Source organism: Mesorhizobium sp. M0960 (assembly GCF_040319055.1).
In the GTDB taxonomy this organism is placed as follows: Bacteria; Pseudomonadota; Alphaproteobacteria; order Rhizobiales; family Rhizobiaceae; genus Mesorhizobium.
Window position 1 is genome coordinate 1 of record NZ_JAMYNN010000018.1, and the last position, 25,809, is coordinate 25,809.

25 protein-coding genes are annotated in these 25,809 nt (G+C 60.3%); 8 read left to right on the forward strand and 17 right to left on the reverse strand.

Features of this window, described 5'->3' with window-relative positions:
* Positions 1–110 precede the first annotated feature (110 nt).
* From NKH63_RS25015 to NKH63_RS25025, 3 genes are all read right to left on the reverse strand, one after another.
* Entirely contained in the window at positions 111–1,025 is a 915-nt protein-coding gene (locus NKH63_RS25015; protein ID WP_156948053.1) for a sugar ABC transporter substrate-binding protein, read from the reverse strand.
* A gap of 93 nt (positions 1,026–1,118) precedes the next feature.
* Positions 1,119–1,904, reverse strand: coding sequence for an ATP-binding cassette domain-containing protein (locus tag NKH63_RS25020; protein ID WP_023718514.1), 786 nt, complete (start codon positions 1,902–1,904; stop codon positions 1,119–1,121).
* A complete protein-coding gene (locus NKH63_RS25025) occupies positions 1,901–2,953 on the reverse strand; it encodes an ABC transporter permease (protein WP_352484917.1) in 1,053 nt (350 codons plus the stop codon). The genes NKH63_RS25020 and NKH63_RS25025 overlap by 4 nt, the downstream gene beginning before the upstream one ends.
* Positions 2,954–3,119: 166 nt before the next feature.
* Between NKH63_RS25025 and NKH63_RS25030 the strand changes: the two genes are divergently transcribed.
* A complete protein-coding gene (locus tag NKH63_RS25030) occupies positions 3,120–4,031 on the forward strand; it encodes a GntR family transcriptional regulator (protein WP_352919021.1) in 912 nt (303 codons plus the stop codon).
* Between the two features lie 129 nt (positions 4,032–4,160).
* On the opposite strand, the gene NKH63_RS25035 is transcribed toward NKH63_RS25030, so the two are convergent.
* Together NKH63_RS25035 and NKH63_RS25040 are read right to left on the reverse strand one after the other, a co-directional pair.
* The gene (locus NKH63_RS25035) at positions 4,161–4,754 is read right to left on the reverse strand and encodes a DJ-1/PfpI family protein (RefSeq protein ID WP_023718517.1); all 594 of its coding nucleotides are present in this window, start codon (positions 4,752–4,754) and stop codon (positions 4,161–4,163) included.
* 127 nt (positions 4,755–4,881) lie between these two features.
* Positions 4,882–5,574: a GntR family transcriptional regulator gene (locus NKH63_RS25040; protein WP_352484920.1), complete on the reverse strand. Its 693-nt coding sequence runs from the start codon at positions 5,572–5,574 to the stop codon at positions 4,882–4,884.
* 338 nt (positions 5,575–5,912) lie between these two features.
* Here NKH63_RS25040 and NKH63_RS25045 point away from each other — a divergent pair, with 338 nt between their 5' ends.
* From NKH63_RS25045 to NKH63_RS25055, 3 genes are read left to right on the forward strand one after another with little or no spacing between them, the layout of a single operon-like run.
* Positions 5,913–7,136, forward strand: a complete 1,224-nt coding sequence (locus NKH63_RS25045) for an iron-containing alcohol dehydrogenase (protein WP_352919023.1) — start codon at positions 5,913–5,915, stop codon at positions 7,134–7,136.
* Between the two features lie 17 nt (positions 7,137–7,153).
* The gene (locus NKH63_RS25050) at positions 7,154–8,641 is read left to right on the forward strand and encodes an NAD-dependent succinate-semialdehyde dehydrogenase (protein ID WP_352919025.1); all 1,488 of its coding nucleotides are present in this window, start codon (positions 7,154–7,156) and stop codon (positions 8,639–8,641) included.
* Between the two features lie 8 nt (positions 8,642–8,649).
* Positions 8,650–9,471, forward strand: a complete 822-nt coding sequence (locus NKH63_RS25055) for an alpha/beta hydrolase (RefSeq protein ID WP_352643923.1) — start codon at positions 8,650–8,652, stop codon at positions 9,469–9,471.
* A 96-nt stretch (positions 9,472–9,567) separates the two neighbouring features.
* On the opposite strand, the gene NKH63_RS25060 is transcribed toward NKH63_RS25055, so the two are convergent.
* Positions 9,568–10,230, reverse strand: a complete 663-nt coding sequence (locus NKH63_RS25060; RefSeq protein ID WP_352643935.1) for a winged helix-turn-helix transcriptional regulator — start codon at positions 10,228–10,230, stop codon at positions 9,568–9,570.
* Positions 10,231–10,313: 83 nt separating this feature from the next.
* On the opposite strand from NKH63_RS25060, the gene NKH63_RS25065 reads away from it, so the two are divergent.
* Positions 10,314–10,712 (forward strand): tautomerase family protein, encoded by a 399-nt coding sequence (locus NKH63_RS25065; protein ID WP_352643936.1) that lies wholly within the window; start codon positions 10,314–10,316, stop codon positions 10,710–10,712.
* A 130-nt stretch (positions 10,713–10,842) separates the two neighbouring features.
* On the opposite strand, the gene NKH63_RS25070 is transcribed toward NKH63_RS25065, so the two are convergent.
* The 5 genes from NKH63_RS25070 to NKH63_RS25090 form a co-directional block, all read right to left on the reverse strand.
* Positions 10,843–11,922, reverse strand: coding sequence for an ABC transporter ATP-binding protein (locus tag NKH63_RS25070; protein WP_352919028.1), 1,080 nt, complete (start codon positions 11,920–11,922; stop codon positions 10,843–10,845).
* Positions 11,923–11,932: 10 nt separating this feature from the next.
* On the reverse strand, positions 11,933–12,778 hold the full coding sequence (locus tag NKH63_RS25075; RefSeq protein ID WP_352643938.1) for a carbohydrate ABC transporter permease: 846 nt from the start codon (positions 12,776–12,778) through the stop codon (positions 11,933–11,935).
* Positions 12,771–13,634 carry a carbohydrate ABC transporter permease gene (locus NKH63_RS25080; protein ID WP_352919030.1) on the reverse strand — a complete coding sequence of 288 codons (864 nt, stop codon included), beginning with the start codon at positions 13,632–13,634 and terminating at the stop codon, positions 12,771–12,773. Before NKH63_RS25080 ends, NKH63_RS25075 begins: the two co-directional genes overlap by 8 nt.
* Before the next feature lie 129 nt (positions 13,635–13,763).
* Entirely contained in the window at positions 13,764–15,002 is a 1,239-nt protein-coding gene (locus tag NKH63_RS25085) for an ABC transporter substrate-binding protein (RefSeq protein WP_352919032.1), read from the reverse strand.
* Between the two features lie 115 nt (positions 15,003–15,117).
* The gene (locus NKH63_RS25090) at positions 15,118–15,753 is read right to left on the reverse strand and encodes a GntR family transcriptional regulator (protein ID WP_502896360.1); all 636 of its coding nucleotides are present in this window, start codon (positions 15,751–15,753) and stop codon (positions 15,118–15,120) included.
* A gap of 135 nt (positions 15,754–15,888) precedes the next feature.
* Between NKH63_RS25090 and NKH63_RS25095 the strand changes: the two genes are divergently transcribed.
* Positions 15,889–17,028, forward strand: coding sequence for a mandelate racemase/muconate lactonizing enzyme family protein (locus NKH63_RS25095; protein ID WP_352919036.1), 1,140 nt, complete (start codon positions 15,889–15,891; stop codon positions 17,026–17,028).
* Between the two features lie 159 nt (positions 17,029–17,187).
* On the opposite strand, the gene NKH63_RS25100 is transcribed toward NKH63_RS25095, so the two are convergent.
* From NKH63_RS25100 to NKH63_RS25125, 6 genes are all read right to left on the reverse strand, one after another.
* Complete coding sequence (locus tag NKH63_RS25100; protein ID WP_352919038.1) at positions 17,188–17,937, reverse strand: ribonuclease activity regulator RraA; 750 nt, start codon at positions 17,935–17,937, stop codon at positions 17,188–17,190.
* Between the two features lie 22 nt (positions 17,938–17,959).
* Positions 17,960–19,123, reverse strand: a complete 1,164-nt coding sequence (locus NKH63_RS25105; protein ID WP_352919040.1) for a mandelate racemase/muconate lactonizing enzyme family protein — start codon at positions 19,121–19,123, stop codon at positions 17,960–17,962.
* Between the two features lie 33 nt (positions 19,124–19,156).
* Complete coding sequence (locus NKH63_RS25110) at positions 19,157–20,254, reverse strand: ABC transporter ATP-binding protein (RefSeq protein ID WP_352591046.1); 1,098 nt, start codon at positions 20,252–20,254, stop codon at positions 19,157–19,159.
* Between the two features lie 10 nt (positions 20,255–20,264).
* Positions 20,265–21,155, reverse strand: a complete 891-nt coding sequence (locus tag NKH63_RS25115; RefSeq protein WP_352919041.1) for a carbohydrate ABC transporter permease — start codon at positions 21,153–21,155, stop codon at positions 20,265–20,267.
* Positions 21,152–22,111 carry a carbohydrate ABC transporter permease gene (locus NKH63_RS25120; RefSeq protein WP_352919043.1) on the reverse strand — a complete coding sequence of 320 codons (960 nt, stop codon included), beginning with the start codon at positions 22,109–22,111 and terminating at the stop codon, positions 21,152–21,154. Before NKH63_RS25120 ends, NKH63_RS25115 begins: the two co-directional genes overlap by 4 nt.
* A gap of 78 nt (positions 22,112–22,189) precedes the next feature.
* Complete coding sequence (locus NKH63_RS25125) at positions 22,190–23,668, reverse strand: ABC transporter substrate-binding protein (RefSeq protein ID WP_352919045.1); 1,479 nt, start codon at positions 23,666–23,668, stop codon at positions 22,190–22,192.
* 208 nt (positions 23,669–23,876) lie between these two features.
* Between NKH63_RS25125 and NKH63_RS25130 the strand changes: the two genes are divergently transcribed.
* Both NKH63_RS25130 and NKH63_RS25135 read left to right on the forward strand, forming a co-directional pair.
* Positions 23,877–24,587 (forward strand): GntR family transcriptional regulator, encoded by a 711-nt coding sequence (locus NKH63_RS25130; protein WP_023721827.1) that lies wholly within the window; start codon positions 23,877–23,879, stop codon positions 24,585–24,587.
* A 55-nt stretch (positions 24,588–24,642) separates the two neighbouring features.
* Positions 24,643–25,809 carry a mandelate racemase/muconate lactonizing enzyme family protein gene (locus NKH63_RS25135; protein ID WP_023721828.1) on the forward strand — a complete coding sequence of 389 codons (1,167 nt, stop codon included), beginning with the start codon at positions 24,643–24,645 and terminating at the stop codon, positions 25,807–25,809.

Below are 25,809 nucleotides of genomic sequence, written 5' to 3' on the forward strand. Positions count from 1 at the left end.
ACACAAATCTTTTTTTGTGTGCTCCTCTTCCCCCTAACCCCCTCTTTCCCTCCCGGCGCCCCCCACCCGGCTGGCGCGTGGCGGTCCCCCCCCCCCGGACCGCTGGTGGATCACTCGAAGTCCTTGACGTTCTGCAGCGTCACCAGTCCGGCGCCGGTATCCACATTGGCCTCGACGGGTTCCCCACGGATGGCCCTGACGACGGTGTCGATGCCAAGCTCGCCCATTTTTGCAGGAAATTGAGCTACGCTGGCGTCCTCCGCCCCTGACTTGATCGCTTCGATCTCACCGCAGCAGGCGTCAAAGCCGACCACTATGAGGTTGTCGTTGGCAATGCCTGCATTGCTGATCGACTTGACGGCTCCAGGGATCGGCGGGCCGCAGGCCGCGTAGATTGCCTTGAGATCAGGATTGGCCGTCAGAATGTCTTCGGTCACTGACGTGCCAAGTTCCAGCGTGCAGTTGGTTGCACCTTTGCCGACGACCTCGACCTTTACCTCACCCAGTCCCTCCATCATGCCCGTGACCCGGTCATCCAGAGCCGGCACCCCGGGAACGCCTTGCAGAATACCGATCTTGTCACCGCTCTTGAGCACCGTCTTCAGGTATTCTCCGGCGATCTTGCCGCCATTGAGGTTATTGGTCGATACCAACGCCGTCTGGCCTTTCCAGTTGGGGATGCTGTTGTCGACGAGAACCACCTTGATGCCGGCGGCCACCGCCTTGTCGAGCGCCGGCGCGACCGTCGGGTCGACCGGAGTGATTGCAAGCCCTTTGACGCCTTGCGTGATCATGGATTCGATCAGAGCGATCTGGCCTTCAATGTCGGTGGCCGCCTGGCCCTGGCCGGTGACCAGTTCGATCTCCGGATGAGCGGCCGCGTATTTTTTGGCGGCGTCCTCCATGGTCGAGTAGAACGGCACCGGGAATTTCGTGATCAGGCCGATCTTGATCTTGTCTGCGGCCGAAGCCGGCATAGAAAACGCAACGGCGATCGCCAGCCCTGCGAACAGTTTTCGGTTCATTGGCATTGTTTTCCTCCCTTGGATTGAGACGCCTCCCTGCGGGAGACGCTTCAGGCATTTGCGGACCGGAACGGTCCCCAAATCTCGAACGGGTCAGGCTCCAACGATCATGGAAACCAGCTCCTGTTTGTTGTCCTTGGTCGGCACCAGTTCGCCGACCCTGCGGCCCTGGCGAAGCACCACCGCGCGATCGGCGAGTTCGACGACGTGTTCCATGTTGTGAGTGATCAGGATGACGGCATTGCCCTGGTCGCGGAGCGCAGCAACCAGATTGAGCACCTGCCGTGATTCACGCAGGCCGAGTGCGGCGGTCGGCTCATCCAGAATGACAACCTTGCGGGCGAATACGGTCGAGCGGGCCACGGCAATGGCTTGTCTTTGTCCACCCGACATCATGGCGACGACGGCATCCAGCCGCGGCAACGTGACCTTGAGATTCACCAACAGAGCGCGGGTCTCGGCGTCCATTCGGCGCTGCTGCAGAAATCGCAGGCCGCGCGGAAGCCATTGCGGGCCAGCCAGTTCGCGGCCGGCAAAGAAGTTCTGTCCCGGTGTCAGATTGTCGAACAGCGCCAGGTCCTGATAGACGGTCTCGATGCCGGCGAAGCGCGCATCCGCAGGGGAGCGTATCTGCGTTGGCGCACCATCCAAAAAGATCGCGCCGGCATCGAGTTGGTGCACCCCGCTGATGCATTTGGTTAGCGTCGATTTACCCGCGCCATTGTCGCCGAGCAGGCCGACGATCTCGCCTCGCCGCACCTCGATGCTGACATCGTCCAGAGCCAGAACCGAACCGAAACGCTTGGTCGCACCGCGTACCGCCAGCACGGGATTGTCCGCGGTGACCGCATGATCGACGTTGGCCGCAGCAGCGCTCATGACTGCCTCCCGGCTTGCATGACACGCACACGCCCTTCGAGGTAATTGCGCAGCACGTCGGACTCGACCGCTATGACGATGACCACGCCGATGACGATGAGCTGGAAAAAGACGTTGACGTTGAGCAGGTTGAGCGCGTTGCGGATAACGCCGATCATGATGGCGCCGATCAAGGCATGGCCGAGGTGGCCGCGACCACCAAGAAAGCTGGCGCCGCCAATGATCACCGCCGCGATCGTATCCAGTTCCAGCAGATTGCCGAAGAGCGGCGAACCGGCGTCGGTGCGGCCGGCAAGGATGACTGAACCGATGCCGGCGCACAGCCCTGAGATGACATAGACGGAAACCAGGACCCAGGACACGGGAATACCCATGCGCAACGCAGCGTCGGGCCGGCCGCCAACCGCATAAATCCAGCGCCCCCAGACCATGGTTTTAGCCATGACGAAAAGCACCGCGGCAACGCCGGCAACAACGAAAACCGATCCAGGCAGACCCCAGACCGCGTCGCGGCCAAGCGCATCGATCGAATCCGGCATGCCAGGGATGGCGCGGCCATCGGCCAGTTGCAGCGCCAACCCCTTGGCGATGCTCAATGTTGCCAGCGTGATGATGAAAGGATGCGGCAGTCGGCCGAAGACATAGAAGAGTCCGTTGATCGCGCCGACCGCGGCACCGCAGCCAACCATCACCGCGATCACAACGATGGCGGGGGCGCCAGCATGAAAGCTCAGCGCGCCAACGACGGAAGCCAGCGCAAGGTTCGAGCCGACGGAGAGATCGATGCCGCGTGTCAGGATGACCAGATGCTGGCCCATCGCCACAACCGAGATGACGGCCGTCTGGGCGAGGATGTTGCTGAGATTGCGTCCTGTCAGGAAATAGGGTGACAGAAAGCTGAGGACGGCGACCAGCAGCACCAGGATGACGACCGGACCAGCGCTCAGCAGCATCAGGCCAAGCGCAAGGCCGGGGACGGCTTCTGACTTCCTGGATGCCGGCAACGCGGCCTCGCCGACAGTCGTGCCGGTGTTTCCCGTTTCAGGCAAATTTCCCCTCCCCGCCGCAGCTTGTGCGAGCCGCGTCGTCAAAAACTCAGTTCGTGTTCAGGTCCTCTTCTTATCGAGAAAAAACAACTGGTGTAGTCGGGTCAAGTTGTTTTTTATGGATAAAGTTCATGCTAAAAAGGACAAGGTATTGTTCCAAGGAAATCCGATGAGAACGGACACCGTCTACAAGAAGGCCTTCAATCGAGCTGCAAATATGCTGCGCGACGGACAATTGGCCGGCGAACTTCCTTCCGAAAATGAGCTTAGACGGCGAATGTGCGTCAGCCGCACAACCGTCCGAAAGGTCCTGCGAGAACTTGTTAACCGCGAACTTGTCACCGAACGCCACGGCCTCAGAGCGACGGGCCGCGCGGTCGGCGACAACGACTACTATCCGGACGCCGAAACTACGCCTCGCGCCAAGCATGTCGAACAGCAGTTCATGGAGTGGATGCTGCGGGGTGACACCAGGCCCGGAACCAGCATCAATGAGCTTGAGCTTGCACGGCAATTCGGTGTTGCGACCAATGGAATTCGCGAATTCCTGATCCGCTTCAGCCGGTTTGGACTGATCGAGAAAAGGCCGAATACAGGCTGGCTTTTCAAGGGTCTCACTGAAGACTTTGCACTTGAGCTCTTCGAGATCCGGGTGATGTTTGAACTGCGTTCGGCACAACTGTTTTCACTGCAGCCGAACAGCTCTCCGCTATGGTCGAAACTCGCCGCGCTCAAGATGGCGCATGCCGACCTGCTGGAGCGAATTGAGAGCCGCTTTCACGACTTCTCCGGCCTGGATAACCGGTTCCACCGGCTTATAAACGAGGCATCACCGAACCGCTTCATCGATGATTTCTACGACATCATCATGTTCATTTTTCACTACCACTATCAGTGGAACAAGCAGGACGAAAAGCAGCGCAACCTTGCCGCAATCCACGAACACATTGCCTATATCGATGCGCTTGAGAGCCGCAACGCCACTCGGATTGAGGTAGCCTGCCGAGCGCATCTGGCTTCAGCAAGGGAAACACTGATGCGTTCGCTTACGGGATTTGATGAAACGAGCATCAATGCATAACGAAAGAGCTTTGAACCTGGGGGGCAAACAGCGCGATGCGGGCGTTTATGATCCGAAGCCGAATTGCGGTGACAATGCCCTTCCAGAAAGGGAACCGACGCACCCCTTTGAGACGCGTCGGAAGAAGGTCTACGCGTGGCGGATTTCTGTCCCAAGCACGTTCAGGCACTCGCGGATAAACGCTGCAAGCGCCGTCCAGCCCTTGGCTGAAACCATCGTGCCGTCGACATATGCCTCCGTTGGAGACAGGTCGATATAGGTGCCGCCCGCAAGCGTCACTTCGGGCTCGCATGCCGCCAGTGCGCCGACCTTCTTGCCACGCACGACGCCGTCTACCGCAATCAGGATCTGCACGCCGTGGCAGATCGTGAAAATCGGCTTTTTGGTTTCGTGGAAGTGGCGCACCATCGCCTGCACGCGCTTGTCGGTGCGGATGTATTCGGGCCCACGACCGCCGGCGCAGTACACAGCGTGGTATTGCTCCAGCTGCTTCTCAGCGTCGGAAAAGGTCTTGTTGATCAGCGCATAGTGGCCGAGCTTTTCGGTGTAGGTCTGATCGCCCTCGAAATCGTGCAGCGATGTTTTGATCAGGTCTCCGGCGCTTTTGTCTGGGCACACAACGTGAACCGTGTGGCCCACCGCTTCCATCGCCTGCTGGTAGACGAAGATTTCGTATTCCTCGGTGAATTCACCGGTCAGCATTAGGATCTTTTTGCCTGGCATGGTCGTACCTTTCCTGTGACAACGGCCGGGCGAGACCTGTACTCGCCCGGTGGGTTTGACTTTCTAGAAGGGTGAATCGGGGAAGTATCCTTGGCACTGGCCTGTGATCAAAGACATCGGGACAGTCTCAGTCGAACGCCAGCAACAAACGGTCGCGGGAATGCTCGATATGGCGACGCATCGCCTGCTCGGCAGCGGCAGGATCGGCCGCAGCGAAAGCGGCCAGAATGGCCTCATGCTCGTCGAGCGCCTCCTCGGTGACGCGCGAATGGAACATCAGGCGAAATATGTGGAAGTGGGTATGCTGGTGCGCCAGCGTCTCGCGCACGAGTTCGTTGTTGGCGAATTCCATGACCTTGTCATGGAAAATGGCATCCTGGCGGGCGAAGTTGGAATACCTCAGACGCTCGTCCTTGCCTTCACGGCGCGCCATGACGCCCGCCGATTCCTGAAGCTGTGCGAGCTTTACCTCGTCCATGAGCGCGGCTGCCTTGGCCGCGCCATGAGGCTCGAGCAGCAGGCGAAGCTCGTAGAGCTCGTCAAACCGTCGTTTCGTGATCTGCGGCGCAGCGCGGTAACCGATCAGATGCGTCTTCAGCACCAGGCCTTCGCCTTCGAGCCGGCCGAGCGCCTCGCGGATCGGCGTGTGGGAGACGTTGAATTCCTTGACCAGACTGTCGACCGTGATGCGCGAGCCCGGCGCAATCTTCAGCGACATGAGTTGCGCAAAAATCGCTTCGTAGACGTCCTCAACCAGGCTGCTGGAGCGCTGGATACGCCCGCCGGCGAGGTTCGGTTCATCTAGACTGGGTAAGTTCATGGCCTGCATTTTTTGCCCCTTGACACATTGAGTTGCTAACACGATGCTTCGGCCAATGCAATCCTATATCCTATACGATTTTATAGAGGATATAATTTGAGGCTGTTTCAAGACAAAGCAATCGTACTTGCGGTGGCCCTGCTGGAGCAGCGGGCCGACTCCGCGGGCCGGGCTTCCTCACCGTCCGAGCCTGAACGGACCGTCAGCGCTCCGGGCGATGGTTCAACGCGTCGGAACGCAAGCGTGCTGCAAGTGGGGTTTGACGTCAAACCCAGCCTTTGGGCCGAGTTGAACGGCCTTTCGCATTCCAATCCAGACATCATCACAGGATGCAGATAATGAGCCTTTTCGCTGCCATAAGGCTGCCGCGCGAAATCCTCTTCGGGAAGGGCCAACGCCACGTCATTCCGGTTGTCGCGGCCAGGCTCGGGCGTCGCGTGCTCGTCTGCACCGATGAACGTTTTGCCGCAACGGGCCCGTTTGGAGAGATCGTCGCGGCGCTGCGAGCCAGCTCGATAGACGTACTGGTGCATGACCGCGTGCTACCCGACGTTCCCCGGGACACCGTTGCCGTCTGCGTCGAGGAAGCACGGAGGTTCGCGCCCGACATGGTGATCGGCATTGGCGGCGGCAGTTGTCTCGATATGGCCAAATGCGCCGCGTTGCTCATCACTCACGGCGGTCAGCTCCAGGATTACTACGGCGAGTTCAAGGTGCCCGGCCCGACGCTGCCGCTGATCGCGGTGCCGACGACAGCCGGCACGGGCTCTGAAGTGACCCCGGTCGCCGTAATCTCCGATCCGGATCGCACCCTGAAGGTCGGCATCTCCAGCCCATATCTGATCGCGGCCGCGGCCATCTGCGATCCTGAACTGACGATGACATGCCCGCCGGCATTGACGGCGATCGCAGGCGCCGATGCGCTGACGCATGCAATCGAGGCCTTCACCGCCGTCAGGCGGGGGACCGATCCCGGCCTTCCGCAGAAACATGTCTTTATCGGCAAAACCGCTTTGACCGATCATTTCGCCCTGCTGGCGATCAAGCTGCTTGGCCGAAGCCTTGAAACGGCATACCGCCAGCCCTCTGACGAGGACGCCCGGGCCGACGTGATGATGGGTGCACTGGCCGCCGGCTGTGCGTTCGGAACGGCCGGCACAGCGGCAGCGCACGCCGTGCAATACCCGGTTGGCGCGATAACCCACACCCCTCACGGATTGGGTGTCGCCACCATGCTGCCATACGTCATGAAGTACAACAGAACAGCCGCAGCGACCGAGATGGCCGAGATCGCCAACGCGCTCTGCCTCGATGCAAAGGGCTGTACGCCCGAAGAGTTGGCCGACGCGACCATTGGCGAGGTCAGTCGGCTGTTTGGGGCAATCGGGATCACCCCCTCGTTGGCCGAACTGGGGCTGCCCGCCGATAAGCTCGATTGGACGGCGGAACAAGCGATTGGTATCGAGCGCCTCATCAAGAACAATCCGCGTCCATTCGATTTGGGGTCCATGCGACGCCTGGTCCAGGCCGCCTTTGATGGCGACCTCGCCAGCACCATGTAACAATCGGGAATATCGAGATGAACACGTTTTCACAGGTTCTGTCGGATGATCAGGGCATCAGCGACTTCCACACAATCTCGCACGGGCTGTATATTGGCGGCCAATGGCGCCAGTCCGCGGATGGCAGGGTGATTCCGGTCGTCGATCCTTCGACCGAGGCTGTCATCGCCGCTGTGCCCGATGCGACCGTGAACGACGCGGCCGCTGCCGTTGACGCCGCTGCCAAGGCAGCCCACGGCTGGCGGACAACGTCGCCGCGAAAGCGTTCCGAGATCCTCAGACGCTGCTTTGAACTGATGACGGAACGATCAGAGGCGCTCGCGACTCTCATCGCATTGGAGAACGGCAAGGCTCTACGGGATGCCCGCGGCGAGATCGCTTATGCCGCGGAATTTTTCCGCTGGAATGCCGAGGAGGCCGTTCGCATTACTGGCGAATTCGGTATTGCGCCTTCCGGCACCAATCGCATCGTGGTCGACTACGAACCGATCGGTATCTGCGTCCTGATCACGCCTTGGAATTTTCCTGCCGCGATGGCGACGCGCAAGATAGCGCCGGCACTTGCCGCTGGATGCACGGTGATCTTGAAGCCGGCCAGCGAGACGCCGCTTACCGCCTACGCACTGGCCGCGCTCTATCAGGACGCAGGCGTGCCACCGGGGGTGGTCAACGTCCTGACGACCTCCAGTCCCGGCCCTTTGACAGCCGCCATGCTGGCCGACCCGCGAGTGCGCAAGCTCTCCTTCACCGGTTCGACGGGTGTGGGTCGCGCTCTGCTGGCAGAGGCTGCCAGGCATGTGGTTTCGTGTTCGATGGAACTCGGCGGCAACGCACCGTTCATTGTGTTCGACGACGCCGATCTCGAAGCGGCGCTCGATGGCGCAATGGTGGCCAAGATGCGTAACGCCGGTGAGGCCTGTACGGCCGCCAACCGCCTCTACGTGCAATCTGGCATTTACGAAGCCTTCTCGGATGGCCTCGAGAAGCGGATGTCGTCGCTCAAGGTCGGCCCTGGCACCGACCCGGACACGGAATGCGGACCCATGATCACGAAAAAGGCGGTCGAGAAAATAGATCGCCTTGTCATCGACGCAGTCGCACGCGGCGCGCGGGTCATGTGCGGCGGCTCAGTCCTGTCCGGAACTGGTTTCTTCTACCCTCCTACAGTGCTTCGCGACGTGCCAGGTGACGCAAAGATGGCGCATGAGGAGATATTCGGGCCTGTGGCGCCGATCTCGAGCTTCGACACCGAGGCTGAGGTCATCGCACGCGCCAATGACACCGAATATGGGCTTGCTGCCTACATCTACACGCGCGATCTGGCGCGCGGCATGCGGGTGGCCTCCCGGATCGAGGCCGGGATGATCGCTGTCAACCGGGGGCTGATGTCCGATCCGGCGGCCCCCTTCGGCGGCGTCAAGCAGAGCGGGCTCGGCCGCGAGGGAGGGCAGCATCACGGCATTGCCGAGTTCATGGAGGCGAAATACCTCGCCATCAGCATGTGAGCAAAAGAATGCAAGGCGATCCCTTTCGCATTCGCGACCACGTCGCGGATTTTGACGAAATCGTGCAGGACTTTGTTGACCGCAGCGAGGCCGCCCGCGCCACCATTGCGATGACTGCGGACGTGGCCTACGGACCGGATCCGACCGAAACCATGGATCTGTTCTTTCCCGCGGGGAAAAGAACGGCGCTGCCGGTGCACATCTTTGTCCATGGCGGCTACTGGAGAATGTTCTCCAAGCGCGACTATTCATATGTCGCGACGACGATTAGCCAGGCCGGGGGCATTGCCGTCATCCTTGATTATGCTCTGATGCCCAAGGTCAGAATGGCGACGATCGTCGACCAGGTGCGCCGCGCCAAGCAGTGGGTGCTCGCCAACATCGCCGATCATGGCGGAAACCCGGCGGCCCTGACTGTCAGTGGTCATTCGGCAGGAGCCCATCTTGCAACGTTTCTGTTCGACGGCAAGCATACCCCCTCGAATGTGAGGGCAGCCCTTCTGCTGAGCGGGCTCTACGATTTGAAACCGCTCCAGGATTCCTTTCTCGCCGACGAGATTGGAATAACCGACGGGGAAGTCGCCATGTTTACGCCGCTCGCCTGTCGGCATGATCCTCAAACCAGGGCGGCGGTTCTGGTCGGAGCCAATGAGACGCCACCCTTCCATCAGCAAGCCGATCGATTCAAAGCAAGCTTGCTGCGGCAGGGATCGTTGGTAACGTCGCATGTGCTCCCGAACCGCAACCACATGGACAGTGTCAGAGATCTCGGCGTGCCGGGGACTGAGGCTGCCGATTGCCTGGCAGAACTGATCGCCAAGGCCCGCTAGTCTAGTGCCCACCAGCCGGCTCCGCAGCCTTTTGGGGATCCTGGTGAATGGTTCAGGGACCAATTCCGGTTGGCAGTTGGCAGCTACTCAGTGCGCTCATACCGCTGATGCAGCGGGAGACTGGAACACCGCCTGGAACCTGGCCAACGCTTCCCGGTCGCCATCGACCTTCACGCGCCCGTCCGCGATGGCCCGGTCGGCAGCAACCTCGCCGCGGAAAAGCTGGTCGAGCGTCTCCAGGCTCATCCCAAACACAGCAACCGCACCGCTCGCGCTGCCCTCGCTAGTCGCGCAGGTTCCCTCGTCCACCCGGACTTCGAACACCCGTCCATCCACGCGGAATTCGTAGGCCTCGCGCAATCCCGTTGCCCGCTCCGGCCGAAACCACTCCCGGATGGCCACGAAATAAGCACCAAGCGACAGCTGCTGCCCCGGTCCCCGCTTATCCATGAATCGCCCACCCCAGCGGCCGATGGCGCACACGATGGGTTCAAGCTCCGCCCCGGATCCGGTCAGCCGGTACACGGTCGAGCCTGCGGGAGGAGGAAGTGTCACCCGTTCGATAAGGCCTTGGCTCTCCATCTCCTTGAGCCGGTCGGCCAGCAGGTTGGTGCCGATGCCGGGGCTCGCTGCCAGCAGATCGCCGTAACGCTTTGGTCCGAGCAGCAGTTCTCGCACCAGTAGCAGCGTCCAGCGTTCCCCGATCACGTCGAGCGCACGCGCAATTGCGCAGTACTGATTGTAGCTTCGCTTTGCCATAAAAAAGTTCTAGCGCACCCTTGCCTTTCTTGTCTATGCGCTATATGATTTTAAAGTTATAAATTTAAATTTAGGAGGAAGTTATGCCTATCGCCTATCTCGACGTCCCCGCCGGAATCGACTCTGAGCGGAAGCGACATCTGATGAAAGGGCTGTATGAAGCCCTGAACGAGGCCTATCCTTTCCCCGACGATCATCGGGTTTTCCTGCGCGAGTGGTCACCGGACATGGTCAGCCAGAATGGCGTCGTGCCCGCCGAACCGTTCAGGCCCGTGTTCGTCATCCATGGTCCGCAGGGCGCCGCCGGCGATGCCAAGCGCAGGATGCTGAAGAGGATCAATGCCGCCGTCGCGGATGCCTACAAGCTGCCTGACTTCATGATTTTCATGCACGAGTATCCACTCGAGCTTGTGGCGCACGAGGGCGGCTTGCTCGCCGACAACGCGCAACGGGTCGAGGACCAGAAAAACGCCTACAACTAGACTAACTAACCTGCCGAGATGCCGATCACTCATTGCAGGTTGACCGCTAGCGGTCCGCATCCGCTCCGGATAAGTTCGGGGCGAAATCGCGGAACCGTGCGCAACTGCGTCCAGCTGCTGTATCCACGCCCTAAATGTCGATGCGCTGTCCGCTATCCGGAACGAACAGGTTGACGCTCGCTGGATCCACGGCAAGACATATTGGCTCTTTGCGCCGGCCGGCAAACCTCGGCGGCAGGCGCGCGATGATCGCGTTCTCGCCGACCTGCACAGTCACCATGGTTTCAGGCCCGGTAGGCTCTACCACATCGATCTCCCCCATGATCGAAGCTCGATTGTGCGCAACGGTTCTCAGCTCTTCAGGCCGTATACCCAGCACCACCGGTCGCTCAGAGTCCACCTGCCGGTTCCGCGTCGGCAACACGATCGATACTCCGCTCGCTTGAAACCGGACACCTTCCGAATCCGGGACCAGTCGTCCGGCAAGGAAGTTCATTGCCGGAGATCCGATGAAACTTGCCACGAACATATTGGCGGGCCGTTCATAGATGGTGCGCGGATCGCCCAATTGCTGGATGTAGCCGCTTTTCATGACGGCCACCTTGGTGCCCAGCGTCATCGCCTCGATCTGATCGTGCGTGACATAGACGATGGTCGTGCCGAGACGCTCGTGCAGGCGCTTGATCTCCGTGCGCATTTCCACGCGAAGCTTGGCATCAAGATTGGATAATGGCTCGTCGAAGAGGAACAGCTCCGGGTCACGCACGATCGCGCGGCCCATCGCAACACGTTGTCGTTGTCCGCCCGAAAGGTTGGCGGGGCGTCGATCGAGCAGATGGGAGATTTGCAACATTCGCGCGGCATCTTCCACGGCACGCGTGCGCTGGTCGGCGCCCACGCCACGCATTTCCAATCCGAAGCCGATATTCCTCGCGACCGACATGGTGGGATAAAGCGCGTAGGATTGGAACACCATCGCGATATTGCGGTCCTTGGGCGCAAGGTCGAGGACCGAGCGTCCACCGATCAGGATGTCACCGCCGGACGTGTCGTCGAGGCCGGCAATCATATTGAGCAAGGTCGACTTGCCGCATCCGGACGGCCCGAGCAGGACCAGAAAGCCTCCGTCCTCAAGCTCGATATCGACCCCGTGAAGAACCTGTACCGAGCCATAAGACTTGCGCACGTCCCTGATGGAAAGTGTCGCCACGCGAGTACTCCTAGCCTTTGATGGCGCCTGCGGTCAGCCCCTGAACCATGGTTCGCTGGACAATCGCGAAGAGCACGATGACCGGGATGATGCTGAGAATGCCGCCTGCCGCCAGAACGCCCCAAGGGAGCTGGAACTCTCCGACCATCAGTTGCAGGCCCACGGGCCAGGTGCGAGACCCCTGCCCGGTCGTGAGCATCAGGGCGAACAGGAACTCATTCCAGGCCGCGATGGCAATGAACACCGAACTTGCGACCAGGCCGTTCCGCGCAAGGGGCATGACGATACGGACCATGGCGCCAAGCCTTGTCGAGCCGTCGATGCGAGCCGCGCTCTCGAGTTCCTTAGGTGCGGAATCGAAGAACCCCTTGAGCATCCACACGAACAGCGGTAGCAGGAAACTCGTATAGGCAAGCGCTAGGCCGAAACGGCTGTCGACGAGCCCCACACCGCGCATAACAACATAAAGGGGAATGATCATCATGACCGCGGGAAACATGCGAACGACAAGATAGCCGAGCATGAGCTGATCTCGGCCTCGAAACGCGAAGCGAGAAAATGCATAGGCAGCAAGCGTGCCCGTGACGACGCAGATCGTCACCGTCAGCAAGGTAACGACGAGGCTGTTGCCTATAAGCCGTGGGAAACCTGACTGCGTCCAGATGGCGACATAATTGTCGAAGGTAACGCGGCTCGGGAGGTACTGCATCGTCTGGGTGACAATGTCGGCCTCATATTTGAGGGATGTCAGGAACATCCAGATCATCGGACCGATGCAGAACACCGTCAGGCTTGCGAGCGCGATGTAGGTGGCGATGTTCGCGATCATCCGCCGGTGACGCTTGCTTTCAATCATCGCCCTGTCCTTTGGTAATCCTGGAGATGCGGATATACCCGGCCGCGAAGATCATCAGGGTCACGAACATCACCACCGACAGGGCGGATGCGTAGCCGAAATTGAATTCCTTGTAGGCGGTCTGAAAGGCATACAACGACAGCACTTGCGTGGCATCTCCCGGTCCGCCACCGGTGAGAATGAGGAGCAGATCGGGCGAATTGACCAGACCGATGACGCGCAGGATCACTGCCGCCGCGATGACGGTCTTGAGCATGGGCAAGGTGATCAGCCTGAGTTGTGCCGCCAGGCCTGCGCCGTCGACCGCCGCTGCCCTGTAGAGATCCTCGGGAATACCCTTCAGGCCCGCGAGCAGTAGCAGCGCGAAGAATGGAAACCCATGCCAGGCCTCGACGAGAATGGTCGCCGCAAGCGCAGTATTGGGATCAGCAAACCATGCCTTGTAGGCCTGCAGGACGCCTAGCCGGACAAGAAGGTCGTTGATGACTCCGAGCCGCGGATCGAGCAGCAAGGCCCACATATGACCCGCTACGACATTGGGTAGGAAGTAGGGAAGCAGGATGAGCACGGCGAAGATTTTCGTGCCCGGCAAATCCCTGTTGAGAGCTGTCGCGGCGAGAAGACCAAGCGATAGTTCCAGCACGACCGCGGCAGCAACCCACACGACGGTGTTCTTCAATGCGATCCAGAAGACCGGGTCTGACCACATCGCTAGATAATGTTTGAAGCCGACCCAGCCATCCAACCCGGGACGCGTCAGACGCATCTCGCGAAAGCTGATTGCCATGCCGTAAAGCGTCGGATAGGCGATCACGAGCAGGATAAGGGCGAAGCTGGGAAGGAGCAGCAAATACATCCAGTATCGGGTCTCGGACAGTTCGCCGAGAGCCCGCATAGGCAGATATCTGCTCGAGCCTATTATCATGAATCTGCGATGCGAAAGCACCGTCCCGTTGCGTTCTGAGCACGGCTGCACGTCCGGGGATCAGCGGAGCGCCGCCTCCAGGCCCTGGATCATGCGGTCCACTGCCTTTTCCGGCGTCGACTGACCCGTCAGCACCGACTGGAAAGCGGGATTGACGACATTTTCGGACCAGCCTGCGGCGCCGACGAAATTGTTCGGCAGGCGTCCGAACTTGAGCGTTTCCGTCGCCGCATTATAGATCGGATTGCCGGTGATCCGCTGATCCTGCAGCGCAGCGGCGGAGGCCGGAAAATAGCCGGTCCCCTCGAGCAGGGCCAGGGCAGCGTCCGTTTGGCCCCAGAAACTCACCCACCGCCAGGCAGCCTCGATATTGTCTTCCTTCATGACGCCGTTGCCGGCGTACGCGACGCGAGCGACATGCGCCTTCGGACCGGCCGGCATCGGCGCGGTCGAGAATTGTTCGCCCTGCTTCATTGCACTCGAGATTTCGTTCAGCGAACCGGTATGATGCCACACCATCGCAGTCTGCCCGGTGCGGAAGGCCTCCATGATCTGACGGTAGCTGTCGTGGGGCGCGCTCGGCGGCACGACCTTTTCCTTCAGGAAGAGATCGGAATAGAACGTTATCGCCTCAATCGCCGCGGCCCTGTCGATGGCCGGCTGCCCATCCTTGACGATCGGCGAGCCGAACGCCTCCATGACATCGATGACATATTTGAAACCGCCGGCGCCGGCGCGCATGCCGAAGCCATACCTGCCCTTCGAAGGATTGGTCAGTTTGCGGGATGCCTGAAGGAATTCGTCGAAATTTCGGGGTGGCCCCGCCAGTCCAGCTTCCTCGAAATAGTCTGCGCGGTAGTACATCCAGTCAACGAAGGCGAAGGCGGGAACCGCATAAATGGCGCCATTGCTGGAAAGCCCGGTCCAGCGATTGTCGGGAAAGTTCGCCTTGCCCTCCCACCCATTCACGCGCTCGGTAAGATCGATCAATCCCTCCATCGCGGTAAGATCGGCGAAGCGCTCGGCGATCACCATGGCGGTATCGGGACGCCCACCGGCCAGCACGGCCGATGAAACCTTGGCCATATATTCCGAGTTCGGGATGTTCTCCTGGGTCACCGCCACATCTGCGTTCGCTGCCTGAAACAATCCGATGATCTTGAGCAAGCTGGCCATTTCCGACTGACTGGTGAAGTGGTGCCAGTAACTGATGGCACTCGCGGCACGGGCGCCGCCGATGTGACCTGCCATCGCCAGGGCCGCCGAACCCACGAGAAACTGCCTCTTGTTCAACCGCATGCGACCTCCTCCAAGATATCAGATCACCAGACTGATCGATCAGTTGAAGTGTTGGGTAACATCATTTCCCAAGCCGTGCAACCGCGCCGGAGAGCAAATGGCAAACGACGATGTGTCAGACCAGACCCAGGTTCCGCTGCATGGCCGCCTGGAAATGGGACTGCAGCTTTGCTTCGGCCGCGTCGGCATTCCTGGTGCTGCAAGCCTCAAGGATGTCGAGGTGCTCCTTGAGCGTCCGGATCATGATCGGCGAGGTGAGTTTGCTGTCCAGCCGCAACAGACGGAGGTAATTGTGCATGCGCCGATAGGTGCTATCGATCAAGGGATTGCGCAGTGCGCTGATGATTGCGCCATGCAGCTCTCCCTCCAGCGCATCCATCTCCTCCAGTTGCTCCTTTCCCACACCCTCCCGTTCGATGCGCCGAACCAGCCGGGAGTGCCGCATTTCCAAGGCATTCATGACGGCTTCATCGCCCTGCTCGGCAAAGACGCGAATTGCCGAACGCTCGATGATGGCGCGGAATTGGTAGGTGGCGCGCGTGAGCTCCATGGCAGGTTTAATGAACTGGATTCCGGAGCGTGGATGGATGGTGAGAATTCCTTCCGCCTCGAGCTTGCGCAGAGCGTCACGAAGCGGAGCGACGGGCACGTCGACAATCGCGGACAGTTCGCTCTGCGAAACGAATGCCCCGACCGGAACGCGCCTGTCGAACAAGCGTTCCAGAATTCGTTCGTAGGCAACATCGCTCATACGGGTGGCCGCCACTAGGGTATGAGAGATGGCTTTTGCTTTGCCCGCCACTTGCGGCACCTCCGTTGATTCGGTACTGAGACATCTTAGCTGATAGATCAGTAACTTATACTAAACGATCAGAAAGCCCCGGTGATGAGCCTTTCGCATTTTCGTATAACCCGATTTCAGTTCGCCCGCGACCGGGTAATCGGGGACAGTCAGGTTCGAGCCGACGATGTGAACGTCGCCGCGCTGGAACTCGTTTCGAAAAGTGGTGAGGTGGGACTGGGCTTCATCCAGACGCTCTTCAATCCCCTGCCCGACCAGACTGAGATTGAGACCGTTTTCGAAAACGAGGTTTGGCCGACCCTGAAAGGACACAAGGCGATCGCGCTGGTTCATCGTGTGAACCGCCCGCGCGGCGGCAATCAGCGGGCGTACTCCCTGCCTTTTCATGAAGCGGTCCAGGTGGCGCTTTGGGACCTTGCGGCAAAGGAAGCTGGCCTGCCCCTTCAGGTGCTGCTCGGCAGTCGCCGCAACCGTGTGAAAGCCTACGCCAGTGGCCTCGATTTCCACCTCGACGATGATGACTTCGTTTCCTTGTTTTCCCACGCGGCGTCGCTTGGCTATTCCGCTTTCAAGATCAAGGTCGGCCACCCGGATTTCGATCGCGATCTGCGGCGCCTGGAACTGTTGAAAACCTGCGTGCCGGCAGGCTCGAAAATCATGATCGACCCGAACGAGGCGTGGTCCTCGAAGGAAGCGCTAATGAAATTGGTGGCGATCCGCGATGCCGGCCACGATCTTCTCTGGGTCGAGGATCCAATCCTGCGTCACGACCACGAAGGATTGAGAATGCTCAGGCAGGCAATGACATGGACTCAGATCAACAGCGGCGAGTATCTGGATCTTCAAGGCAAACGGCTTCTTCTGGAAGCCCACGCAGCCGACATCCTGAATGTCCACGGTCAAGTCACCGATGTTATGCGCATCGGTTGGCTGGCCGCCGAGTTCGGCATCCCGGTCAGCATCGGCAACACCTTTCTGGAGATCGGCGTGCACATGGCGGTCGCGCTTCCGGAAGTCGAATGGCTGGAATATTCGTTTCAGAACTTCGATCATCTGGTGGAACAGCCCATCGAAATCCGGGACGGCTACGCCTATGCGCCCGATCGACTTGGCCATGGACTGGTACTGTCCGAAAAAGCGCGCGGCGAATGGATGAGACCAAGGCGCCTGATACGGTCGGAACTGGGTACCGCGCCAGAAAATGCACGCCTCCCTGGCAAGTGAGTGAATGACCGAGCCAGCTTGGGAGTTGGCGATACATGGTTCAATTCACGCCCAGAAGGCTTCTCCAAGCGGCACTTCGCCGCCGACGTCGGCCCTCTGCGGAAGCACCGTGGCGATGCCGCCAGAAACTCTGCCGCCCGCCACGAGGTAATCCATGCGCTAACTCGGGTTCTCCAGGCGGTTTGTTTTGCGCCACTCCTCGTACTCCCCGCGGGCATCGTCATGCAGCGGATAGTAGCGTTGCAACGGCCCGCCCTCCATGAGCTTCGCTCGCGAGAACTCCTCCCAATCGTGATGCTTCTGTGATTCTTCGATCACCTTCGGGGCCATTGCGACGGGAAGCACCACCACCCCGTCGTCGTCGGCGACGATGATGTCGCCGGGGATCACCGTGACACCGCCGCAGGCAATCGGAACGTTGACGGCATTGGGATAGATGCTGGTCTGCACATGATAGTTTGGCGTCCAGCCGCGCAGCCATAGAGGCAGATCGAGCTTTTCGACATTGGGCCGGTCGCGCATGCACCCGTCGATGACGATACCCGCCCCACCCCTGCCCTTGAAATACGTCGACATCATATCGCCGAAGACGCCCGAGCTCATGTCGCCGCGCGCGTCGACCACGACCACATCGCCCTCCTGCGCGTGATAGAGCACGTGCCGGTGCAGTTGCGTCTCCGGATCGGCATATTCTCCCTCGGTGAAGAGGTCCGGCCGCTGCGGCAGGAACTGCAGCGTCAACGCCGGCCCGACGATCGACTTCCCGTGGTTTTGCGCCACCGGACCGACCATGTGCGGATTGCGGAAGCCCATGTGGCCAAGCGTGCCTGCAACCGTCGCGGCGCCAATCTCCCTCAGCGCGTCGATCAGGTCTTTAGGCGGCCGCGTGATGTCGGAAGTATGCGTCATTGTGGACTCCGGATGAATGGAACTACCAATTCGTAACAGAACCATCGCGGCGCTTAAGGTGAGGCGCTTCCCAGAAACGCAAACTCTGCGCCTGGACCGCCACTTCGTTGACCTCGACGCCGAGCCCCGGCAGATCGCCGACCGGATAGTCGGTCCCGTCAAGCCGTGGTTGGACGGGAAAGAAGTCGGAATTGTCGAAGCCCAGCTTTGTTTCGGGCGCCCTGGTCTCGAGCCACGCGAAGTTGGGTACCGCGGCGGCAAGATGCACGGTCGCGGCCGTGCACACTGGACCAAGGGGATTGTGCGGCATCAGGTCCACATAGTGCGCCTCGCTCCAGCCAGCGACCTTCATCGCCTCGGTGAGCCCGCCGACATTGCAAACATCGAGCCGGTTGAACTGGTGGATGCCGCGCTCGATGTAGGGCAGGAACTGCCACTTGCTGGCAAATTCCTCGCCGATGGCAAAGGGGATGTCGGTCATCGTGCGTAGCGATTCATAGGCCTCCGGCGTCTCGTCCCGTATCGGCTCCTCAAGGAAATCAAGCACGCCGCGGCCGAGCTTGTTGCAGAAGCTCGCCGCCTCTGCCACCGACAGCCGATGATGATAGTCGATGCCGAGAACGGCGTCGTCGCCCAGCGCCTCGCGCGCCTTGTTCAGCATACCCGCAGTAGCGCCGATCGACTCGCGCGGCTCGAAGATGTCCTTGCTGTTTTGCCCAAAGGGGAAGAAGCGGATCGCCCGCCACCCCTGTGCGCGTAGTTCGCGGGCCCGTTCGATGGCAACATCGCCCTCGGCCTCGTCGCCGGTCGAGGCGAAGGTGGGGACGCGGTCGCGCTGCTTGCCGCCCAGCAGCTCGTAGACCGGCACGCCCAGCGCCTTGCCCTTGATGTCGTGAAGGGCGATGTCGATGGCGGAAATTGCCGCCTGCAGGACTCGCCCGCCTTCGAAGTACTGGCTGCGGTAAACCTCCTGCCAGATCCGCCCGATCTGCATCGGGTCGCGGCCGATGAGAAACTCGCGATAGTGCTCGACCGCGCCGGCCACGGCCCTCTCGCGACCGCTCAAGCCGCTCTCGCCCCAGCCGAAGATGCCCTGGTTGGTCTCGACCTTGACGAGCATCTGGTTGCGCGTTCCTACCCAAACCGGATAGGGCTTGATCGCGGTGATCTTAAGCTTCTCAGTCATCCACGCCCACGTTTCACACGCATCGGCCCTATCTCAGTTGGCTTTGAGGGCCATTTCAGTTTCGCCGTCGAACAGATGCATCCGCTCCTGGTCGAACTCGAGCCAGATCTGCTCGTCGGGCGAGACGGCAATGTTCGGCGGCACGCTGACGTTGACGATGGCGCCGGACAGGAACGCCTGCACGAAGGTGACGTCTCCGGTCGGTTCCACCGTGTAGGCCTTGGCCGGAATGGAACCGGGGACCGCGCTCTTGTGGAGCTTGATCGTCGAGTGACGTGCGCCGAGCACGACTTTCTTGGTCGTCGCTCTCGCGACCTTCTGGGCATTGCGCGGCGAGAGCTCAAGGCGCCAGCCCTCGGCGCCGGTCAACACCGTGTTGCCGTTTGCCGTCGATGCCTCCAGCGGAATAAGGCTCATCGCCGGGCTGCCGATGAAGCTGGCGACGAACATGTTCACCGGATGGGCAAAGACCTGCGCCGGTGAATCGTATTGCTGCAGGTAGCCGCCATTCATCACCGCCATCTTGTCAGCCATGGTCACCGCTTCGAGCTGGTCGTGCGTCACATAGATGATCGTCGCCTTGAGGTCCTGGTGGAAACGCTTGATCTCCGACCGCATCTGCACGCGCAGTTTGGCATCGAGGTTAGACAGTGGCTCGTCCATGAGGAACACCGCAGGGTCGCGAACGAGGGCACGGCCAAGGGCCACACGCTGCTGCTGCCCGCCCGAAAGTTCGCGCGGCTTGCGCTCGAGCAGATGCGTCATATCGAGCACCCGCGCCGCTTCCTTGACCTTCTTGTCGATCTCGTCCCTGGGGAGTTTGCGCATCTGAAGCGGGAACGCGAGGTTCTTGTAGACCGATTTCTGCGGGTAGAGCGCGTAGTTCTGGAACACCATTGCGATGTCCCGGTCCTTGGGGTCGAGGTCGTTGACCACCCGCTCCCCGATGATGATGTCGCCCGATGTGATCGGGGTCAGCCCGGCGACGAGATTAAGTGTGGTTGTCTTGCCGCAGCCTGAAGGGCCGACGAGCGCAACGAACTCGCCGTCATTGACCGTCAGCGAGACGTGGTTGACAGCTTTGAAGCCGCCATAGCTCTTGACGAGATCTTGGAGGACCACATGGGCCATCGGCAACTCCCTAGTGCTTGACCGCGCCTTCTGTAAGGGCGCGTACAAAGTATCGTTGCAGAACCAGGAACAGCACCACGACGGGCACGCTCATCATGAAGCTGGCCGCCATCAGTCCCGGAAAGTCCGTCGTATTTTCCGAGAAGAAGCGCTGGATGCCGACCGGCAGGGTCAACTGCTCGTTCTTGGAGAGGAAGGTGTAGGCGTAGATGTATTCGTTCCAGGCGCCGATGAAGGAATAGATTGCGGTGGCGATGATCCCCGGCGTCGAGAGCGGCATCACGATCATGATGAAGGCCTGGAACCGTGTTGCGCCATCGATGCGCGCCGCCTGCTCAAGCTGCACCGGGATGTTGTCGTAAAAGCCCTTGAGCAGCCAGATCGCCAGCGGCAGGCCGAAGGTGAGATAGGTGAGGATCAGCGAGCCATGCGTGTTTATCAGACCGATCGCGCGCATCAGGATGAAGAGTGGCACGAGAAAGATCACCGCCGGGAACATGTTGCGCAGCAGCACGGCAAAGAACAGGAAATTCCGGCCGGGGAAACTGAAGCGCGAAAACGCGTAGGCCGCAGGGACAGCCACGATCACCGAAAGGATTGTCGTGACGGTCGACACGAAAAGGCTGTTCCAGAAGAAGCGGAGGAAGTCCTGGCCGACACTGTTCTGCGGATCGAGCAGTTTCTGGTAGCTGGCGAGGGTAGGCTCGTCCGGCCACCATTGCGGCGGGAATTGCGTAGCCGCGAATCCGGACTTGATCGAGGTGATCAGCATCCAGATCATCGGCAACGCAGTATAAAGCAGCATGAACACGAGGAAGATGCGCCCGGCCCACCGCCATCCGTCGACGCGTATGCGGCGACGGGTCTGGGCTCGAGGGGCTGGCTCGGCAATCGTGCTCATGCGCTCCCCTCTTTCCGCTCGTTGCCGCTTAACGCACGGACGTAGAAGTAGCCCAGCGTCATCAGCGTGAGGAACAGGAGCACCGAATAGGCCGATGCCACGCCCCAGCGCTGCCGTCCGAAGGCGAGCTCATAAATGTGGGTTATCCAGATGTGCGATGCATTCGACGGCCCACCGCCGGTCATGATCCAGGGGATGATGAAGGAATTGAAGTTGGCCACCGCGAGCAGCAGCATCGTCACCACCGAGACGTTGCGCAAGTGCGGGAAGGTGACGTGCCAGAAGCGCTGCCATGCATTGGCACCGTCGACTTTTGCGGCGCGCAGCAATTGGTCGGGGACTGTCTGCAGGCCGGCCATCATCATGATCATGGCAAACGGAAACTCGCGCCAGATATTGACGACGATCAGGGAGGGCAGCACCGTGCTGACATTGTCGATGAAATTCGGCGGCTGGTCGGCCAATCCAAGGCCGACCAGCACCGCGCCGATGATCCCGAAGTCCGAATGGTAGATCCACTTCCAGATATAGGAGGCGGCGACGGCGCTGATGACCCAAGGGATGATCAGGATAGCGCGCAAGACACCACGGCCGATGAAGTCGCGGTGGAGCGCCAGCGCTGTGGCAAACCCCAGGATAAAGGAGATGAAAGTTGACCCCAGTGTCCAGATCAGTGTGTTCCAGGTGACTTTCCAGAATACCTGACTTGTGAGGATGGTCGTGTAATTGTCGAAGCCGATGAACGTCTTGTCACGGAGCTGCAGACCGGGCGGTGTCTTAAAGAACGACAGCTCGACCGTGTAGTAGATCGGATAGGCGATGACGATGAGCATCACGGCGATCGCTGGGAGCACATACGCGTAGTCCGCACGATGCTCCCAGATCTTCCGCAGCGCGCCGGACCTGCCAGGTTGCAATTTTCGGCGAGCCTCGGCCTTGCCGGTCACGATCGTCACTTGTGGCGTGCCTTTATTCTTCGGAACGAGGCGGCTGCGCCAGCAGCGCAGCCGGTCAGGTCGTAGGTCAGGCTTGGACTAGAGTCCGCCCATCAGGTCTTTTACCTTCTTGGCCGCGTCGTCCGCTGCCTCGTCGACGGTCATTGCTCCGGTCAGGGCATTCTGTAGCATGTCCGGGATGATGATGTTCATGATCTCGGGGGCCTGCGGTAGCGCTGGGAACGGAATGCCGTATGGCAGCATCGAGGTGGTGACGTCGAGGAACTTGATGTTGTCCAGACGTTCCTTCATCCACTTGGTCTTGAAGCCGTTAAGGTTGCCCGGGTTCGAGCCGGCGTAGGCCATCTTCAGCGACCATTCAGGGCTCGTCCACATGCAGATGATAGCTTTCGCAGCCGGCTCGTCTACCTTGCCGCCCTCGACATATTCGGGCTTCAGGATGTGAATGTTCGAGCCGCCGAACACGACGGCGCGCTTGCCGTCGGGGCCAGTTGGAATCAGGCCGTAGCGCATGTTGTCGATGACTGTCTGCGCCTTGTCCTTGTCGGTGCCCGTCGCCTTTTTCTGCAGGTCGAGCATGACGTTGTAATCGGACGGGTGCGAGATCATCATGCCGAGCTGGCCGGCGACGAACAGGGGCTGGTTATCGGCCTGCTGGTTGGTGAGCGCCGAAACCGGAACCGACTTGTCGCGAACATACATGTCGTAGGAGGCTTGCAGCGCCGCCTTGCTCTGGGGACTATCGAGCTGGACCTGCTCATAGGTCGGATTCGCGGTGGCTTCGTCGAAGACGCCGCCGCCATAGGCCCACAGCTGTGGCATGAAACGGTACGGCGTATTGCCGGCATTCTTGCGCGCCACGAGGCCGTAGCCGGCAATGCCGAGCTTGTCGTGGATCTGCTTGGAATATTTGACGACGTCTTCCCAGGTTGCCGGAGCCTTGTCCGGATCGAGGCCCGCACGCTTGAAGATGTCGGCGTTCCAGATGAACGCCATCGTCTCGTTGTTGGTCGGAATGCCGTAGGTCACGCCCTCCCAGGTCACGGCCTTCATGGCGCCGGGCCAGAAATCCTCGGTCGAATACCCCACATCCTCTGGCTTGAGCGGCGCCAGATAGCCCTTTGAGGCGAACTCGGTACCACCCAGGATTTGCAGGCGGACCGCCATCGGCGCGGCATTGCCCAGGAGCGCCGTGCGGAACTTGTCGAGAAGGTCGTTATAGGTGAGGGCTTGTTCCTCGAGCTGGATGTTCGGATAGGTTTTGCGGAAGGTCTCGAAGAAATCCTTATAGTACTGGCGCAGGAGGTCGGGGTCGCCCTCGAACACGCCCTGATACCAGAAAGTCAGCCGCCCCTTGTAGTCGAGCGGGGTGACCTTGGCGCAATCGGCCGCCGTGTCAAAATCCTGTGTGCCGGCGATGGAGCGCACATATTCCGGCGACCACTTGCTGAGGTCGACCGGTGGCGCAGCCAGCGCCGATGTGGGCATCAGGGATGCCATCAAAGCAGTGACGACAGTGCCGCGCAGGATCGCACTGCCGAGCGTAATCCTCGTCATAGGTATCCTCCCTGGTTCTCCCATGCCGCCCTGCGCCAAGGCAAAGCGGTCCTTGCTCGTTTCGATCGCGAGAATGCTCAATGTATCCTCTCGATCCCTTGGTACGTTTTCAGATCATGGATTGCCTGTCAACGCGCAGGATCGTACATTGTTTGCGAAAGCCGTGTGTGATATCGGGCAAGGTATGTATTAAGTTACGGAGCCGGCCTTGGCCGAAATAAGCGATTTCAAAGCTATGCCACCTGTGGGCACCGATCCCATCGGAGCCTCCAGCGAGGGCGCCTCGCTTTATGAATTGATCAGGGAAGACATCATCGAGGGACGGCTCGCCGCCAACGAACGGCTTGTGGTCACCGATCTCGCCCGGCGTCACGGCACCTCGACCAATCCTGTGCGCGAGGCCCTGCAGCTGTTGCGCGGCGAAGGCTTTGTCATCTTTGTCGCCAACCGCGGGGCACGCGTCCGACCCATTGATCAGGATTTTGTCCGGGATATCTACGAGATCGGTGTTCTGATCGAGCCAGCCCTGACACGATGGTTTGTGAATATGGCTACCGGCGAGGACATTGCCGAACTCGAACGTCTCCAAGGCCTGATTGAAGAGAACAACTTCGCCGACACATTCAGGCACAGTGAGCTGGATACCGCTTTCCACACCGTGATGTACCAGCGGCACTATAACCGCCACGCCGCCGAGCTTTGGTGGAAGCATCGCGAAGTGCTGCGAGCCGTGAGCCGTCGTTTCAACTTCACGCTGGCGCGACGTGCCGCGATCATGCGCGAGCACCGCGAGCTCATCGCGCTCGTAAAGGCGGGAGAGGCCGACAAGGCGGCCGAACTCGTCTCCCGCCATGTCGAGGGCTCGGGCCGGCATATTCTCGAACAGATGCGTGCGCGCAACGCCGCCCGGGCCGGATAGAATGTCCAGTCCAGAACCTCGTTAGGCTGACCATTCTCAGACAAAGGTTGTTGAGATGAAAATCACGAGCATTCGGCCGTGGCTGATCAAGTCCGATGCTTCTTATTGGGGAGAGTTCCTGTTCGTCGAAGTGACGACCGACGAGGGAGTGAGTGGCTGGGGAGAGATCACCACCACCACAAGGCTCGCCAACCGCGCTCTCTGCACGATCCTGCGGCAGATCGGTGTCGCCGTGACAGGCGAGGATCCAGCGCGTATCGAGCATCTCTGGCACAAGATCTTCCGCAGCTTCACCTACATGGGCAGCCGCGGCGCCGCCGTCGAATGCGTGAGCGCCATCGATATTGCCCTCTGGGACATCCGGGGCAAAGTCCTTGGTAAGCCGATTTACGAGCTGCTGGGCGGACCAGTACGCGATGAAATCGCGCTCTACACCCATCCCAACCAAGCCAAATTCACGAGCAAGGAAGCCGTGGTCCGCGAAATTCTAGACATTGTCGAGTCCGGACACACTGCGCTCAAGTTCGATCCTTACCCGCACCAGGGTCGCAGCGCCGATGGTCTGCCTCGCGAACAGCGGGACGGCTACCTCGATGGCAGCATGACCCGCAAGGACGAGCGCGAAGCCGCCGAACTCACGGCTCTGATCCGTGAAACGGCGGGACCCGATGTCGACATTCTCATCGATGCCCACGGCCGCTTCGACGTTCCCACCGCCATTCGCCTCTGTCGGAGCCTCGAGGAAGCCGGTCAGATCGACTGGTTTGAGGAGCCCTGCCCGCCCGAGAGCCTTAACGCCCTCAAGCAGGTGCGTGAGAAGGTCAATACCGCCATCTCGTGGGGCGAGCGCGGCCACACGAAGTGGGATTTCGTGCCGGTACTTGAGAACAAGCTCGCCGACTACATCATGCCCGACGTCACCTGGACCGGCGGCATTACCGAACTCAAGAAAATTTCTGCCCTATGCGAAGCCTACTACGTCCCGGTCTCGCCACATGACGCCGCGGGACCGATCAATGTGGTTGCGGGAGCACAGGTGATGATGACCGTCCCCAACTTCTACAAACTCGAAACGTCGGAGTGGAACCTGGGCAAATACGATCACCTGATCGACAGACCACTCGACATTTCGAACGGCAGCCTCAAGCTGACGTCGAAGCCTGGTCTCGGTATTGAGATGGACCGCGACTATCTGCAGGCCCACGAGATTGAGCTGGGCTAG

Coding starts and splice junctions, on each gene's coding strand:
- NKH63_RS25105 (WP_352919040.1), bottom strand. CDS start 19,123: ATGACTGAGAAGCTTAAGATCACCGCGATCAAGCCCTATCCGGTTTGG.
- NKH63_RS25085 (WP_352919032.1), bottom strand. CDS start 15,002: ATGCGGTTGAACAAGAGGCAGTTTCTCGTGGGTTCGGCGGCCCTGGCG.
- NKH63_RS25030 (WP_352919021.1), top strand. CDS start 3,120: ATGAGAACGGACACCGTCTACAAGAAGGCCTTCAATCGAGCTGCAAAT.
- NKH63_RS25045 (WP_352919023.1), top strand. CDS start 5,913: ATGAGCCTTTTCGCTGCCATAAGGCTGCCGCGCGAAATCCTCTTCGGG.
- NKH63_RS25040 (WP_352484920.1), bottom strand. CDS start 5,574: ATGAACTTACCCAGTCTAGATGAACCGAACCTCGCCGGCGGGCGTATC.
- NKH63_RS25110 (WP_352591046.1), bottom strand. CDS start 20,254: ATGGCCCATGTGGTCCTCCAAGATCTCGTCAAGAGCTATGGCGGCTTC.
- NKH63_RS25065 (WP_352643936.1), top strand. CDS start 10,314: ATGCCTATCGCCTATCTCGACGTCCCCGCCGGAATCGACTCTGAGCGG.
- NKH63_RS25100 (WP_352919038.1), bottom strand. CDS start 17,937: ATGACGCATACTTCCGACATCACGCGGCCGCCTAAAGACCTGATCGAC.
- NKH63_RS25015 (WP_156948053.1), bottom strand. CDS start 1,025: ATGAACCGAAAACTGTTCGCAGGGCTGGCGATCGCCGTTGCGTTTTCT.
- NKH63_RS25075 (WP_352643938.1), bottom strand. CDS start 12,778: ATGATTGAAAGCAAGCGTCACCGGCGGATGATCGCGAACATCGCCACC.
- NKH63_RS25055 (WP_352643923.1), top strand. CDS start 8,650: ATGCAAGGCGATCCCTTTCGCATTCGCGACCACGTCGCGGATTTTGAC.
- NKH63_RS25115 (WP_352919041.1), bottom strand. CDS start 21,155: ATGAGCACGATTGCCGAGCCAGCCCCTCGAGCCCAGACCCGTCGCCGC.
- NKH63_RS25080 (WP_352919030.1), bottom strand. CDS start 13,634: ATGTATTTGCTGCTCCTTCCCAGCTTCGCCCTTATCCTGCTCGTGATC.
- NKH63_RS25125 (WP_352919045.1), bottom strand. CDS start 23,668: ATGACGAGGATTACGCTCGGCAGTGCGATCCTGCGCGGCACTGTCGTC.
- NKH63_RS25060 (WP_352643935.1), bottom strand. CDS start 10,230: ATGGCAAAGCGAAGCTACAATCAGTACTGCGCAATTGCGCGTGCGCTC.
- NKH63_RS25020 (WP_023718514.1), bottom strand. CDS start 1,904: ATGAGCGCTGCTGCGGCCAACGTCGATCATGCGGTCACCGCGGACAAT.
- NKH63_RS25135 (WP_023721828.1), top strand. CDS start 24,643: ATGAAAATCACGAGCATTCGGCCGTGGCTGATCAAGTCCGATGCTTCT.
- NKH63_RS25095 (WP_352919036.1), top strand. CDS start 15,889: ATGAGCCTTTCGCATTTTCGTATAACCCGATTTCAGTTCGCCCGCGAC.
- NKH63_RS25090 (WP_502896360.1), bottom strand. CDS start 15,753: ATGAGCGATGTTGCCTACGAACGAATTCTGGAACGCTTGTTCGACAGG.
- NKH63_RS25035 (WP_023718517.1), bottom strand. CDS start 4,754: ATGCCAGGCAAAAAGATCCTAATGCTGACCGGTGAATTCACCGAGGAA.
- NKH63_RS25050 (WP_352919025.1), top strand. CDS start 7,154: ATGAACACGTTTTCACAGGTTCTGTCGGATGATCAGGGCATCAGCGAC.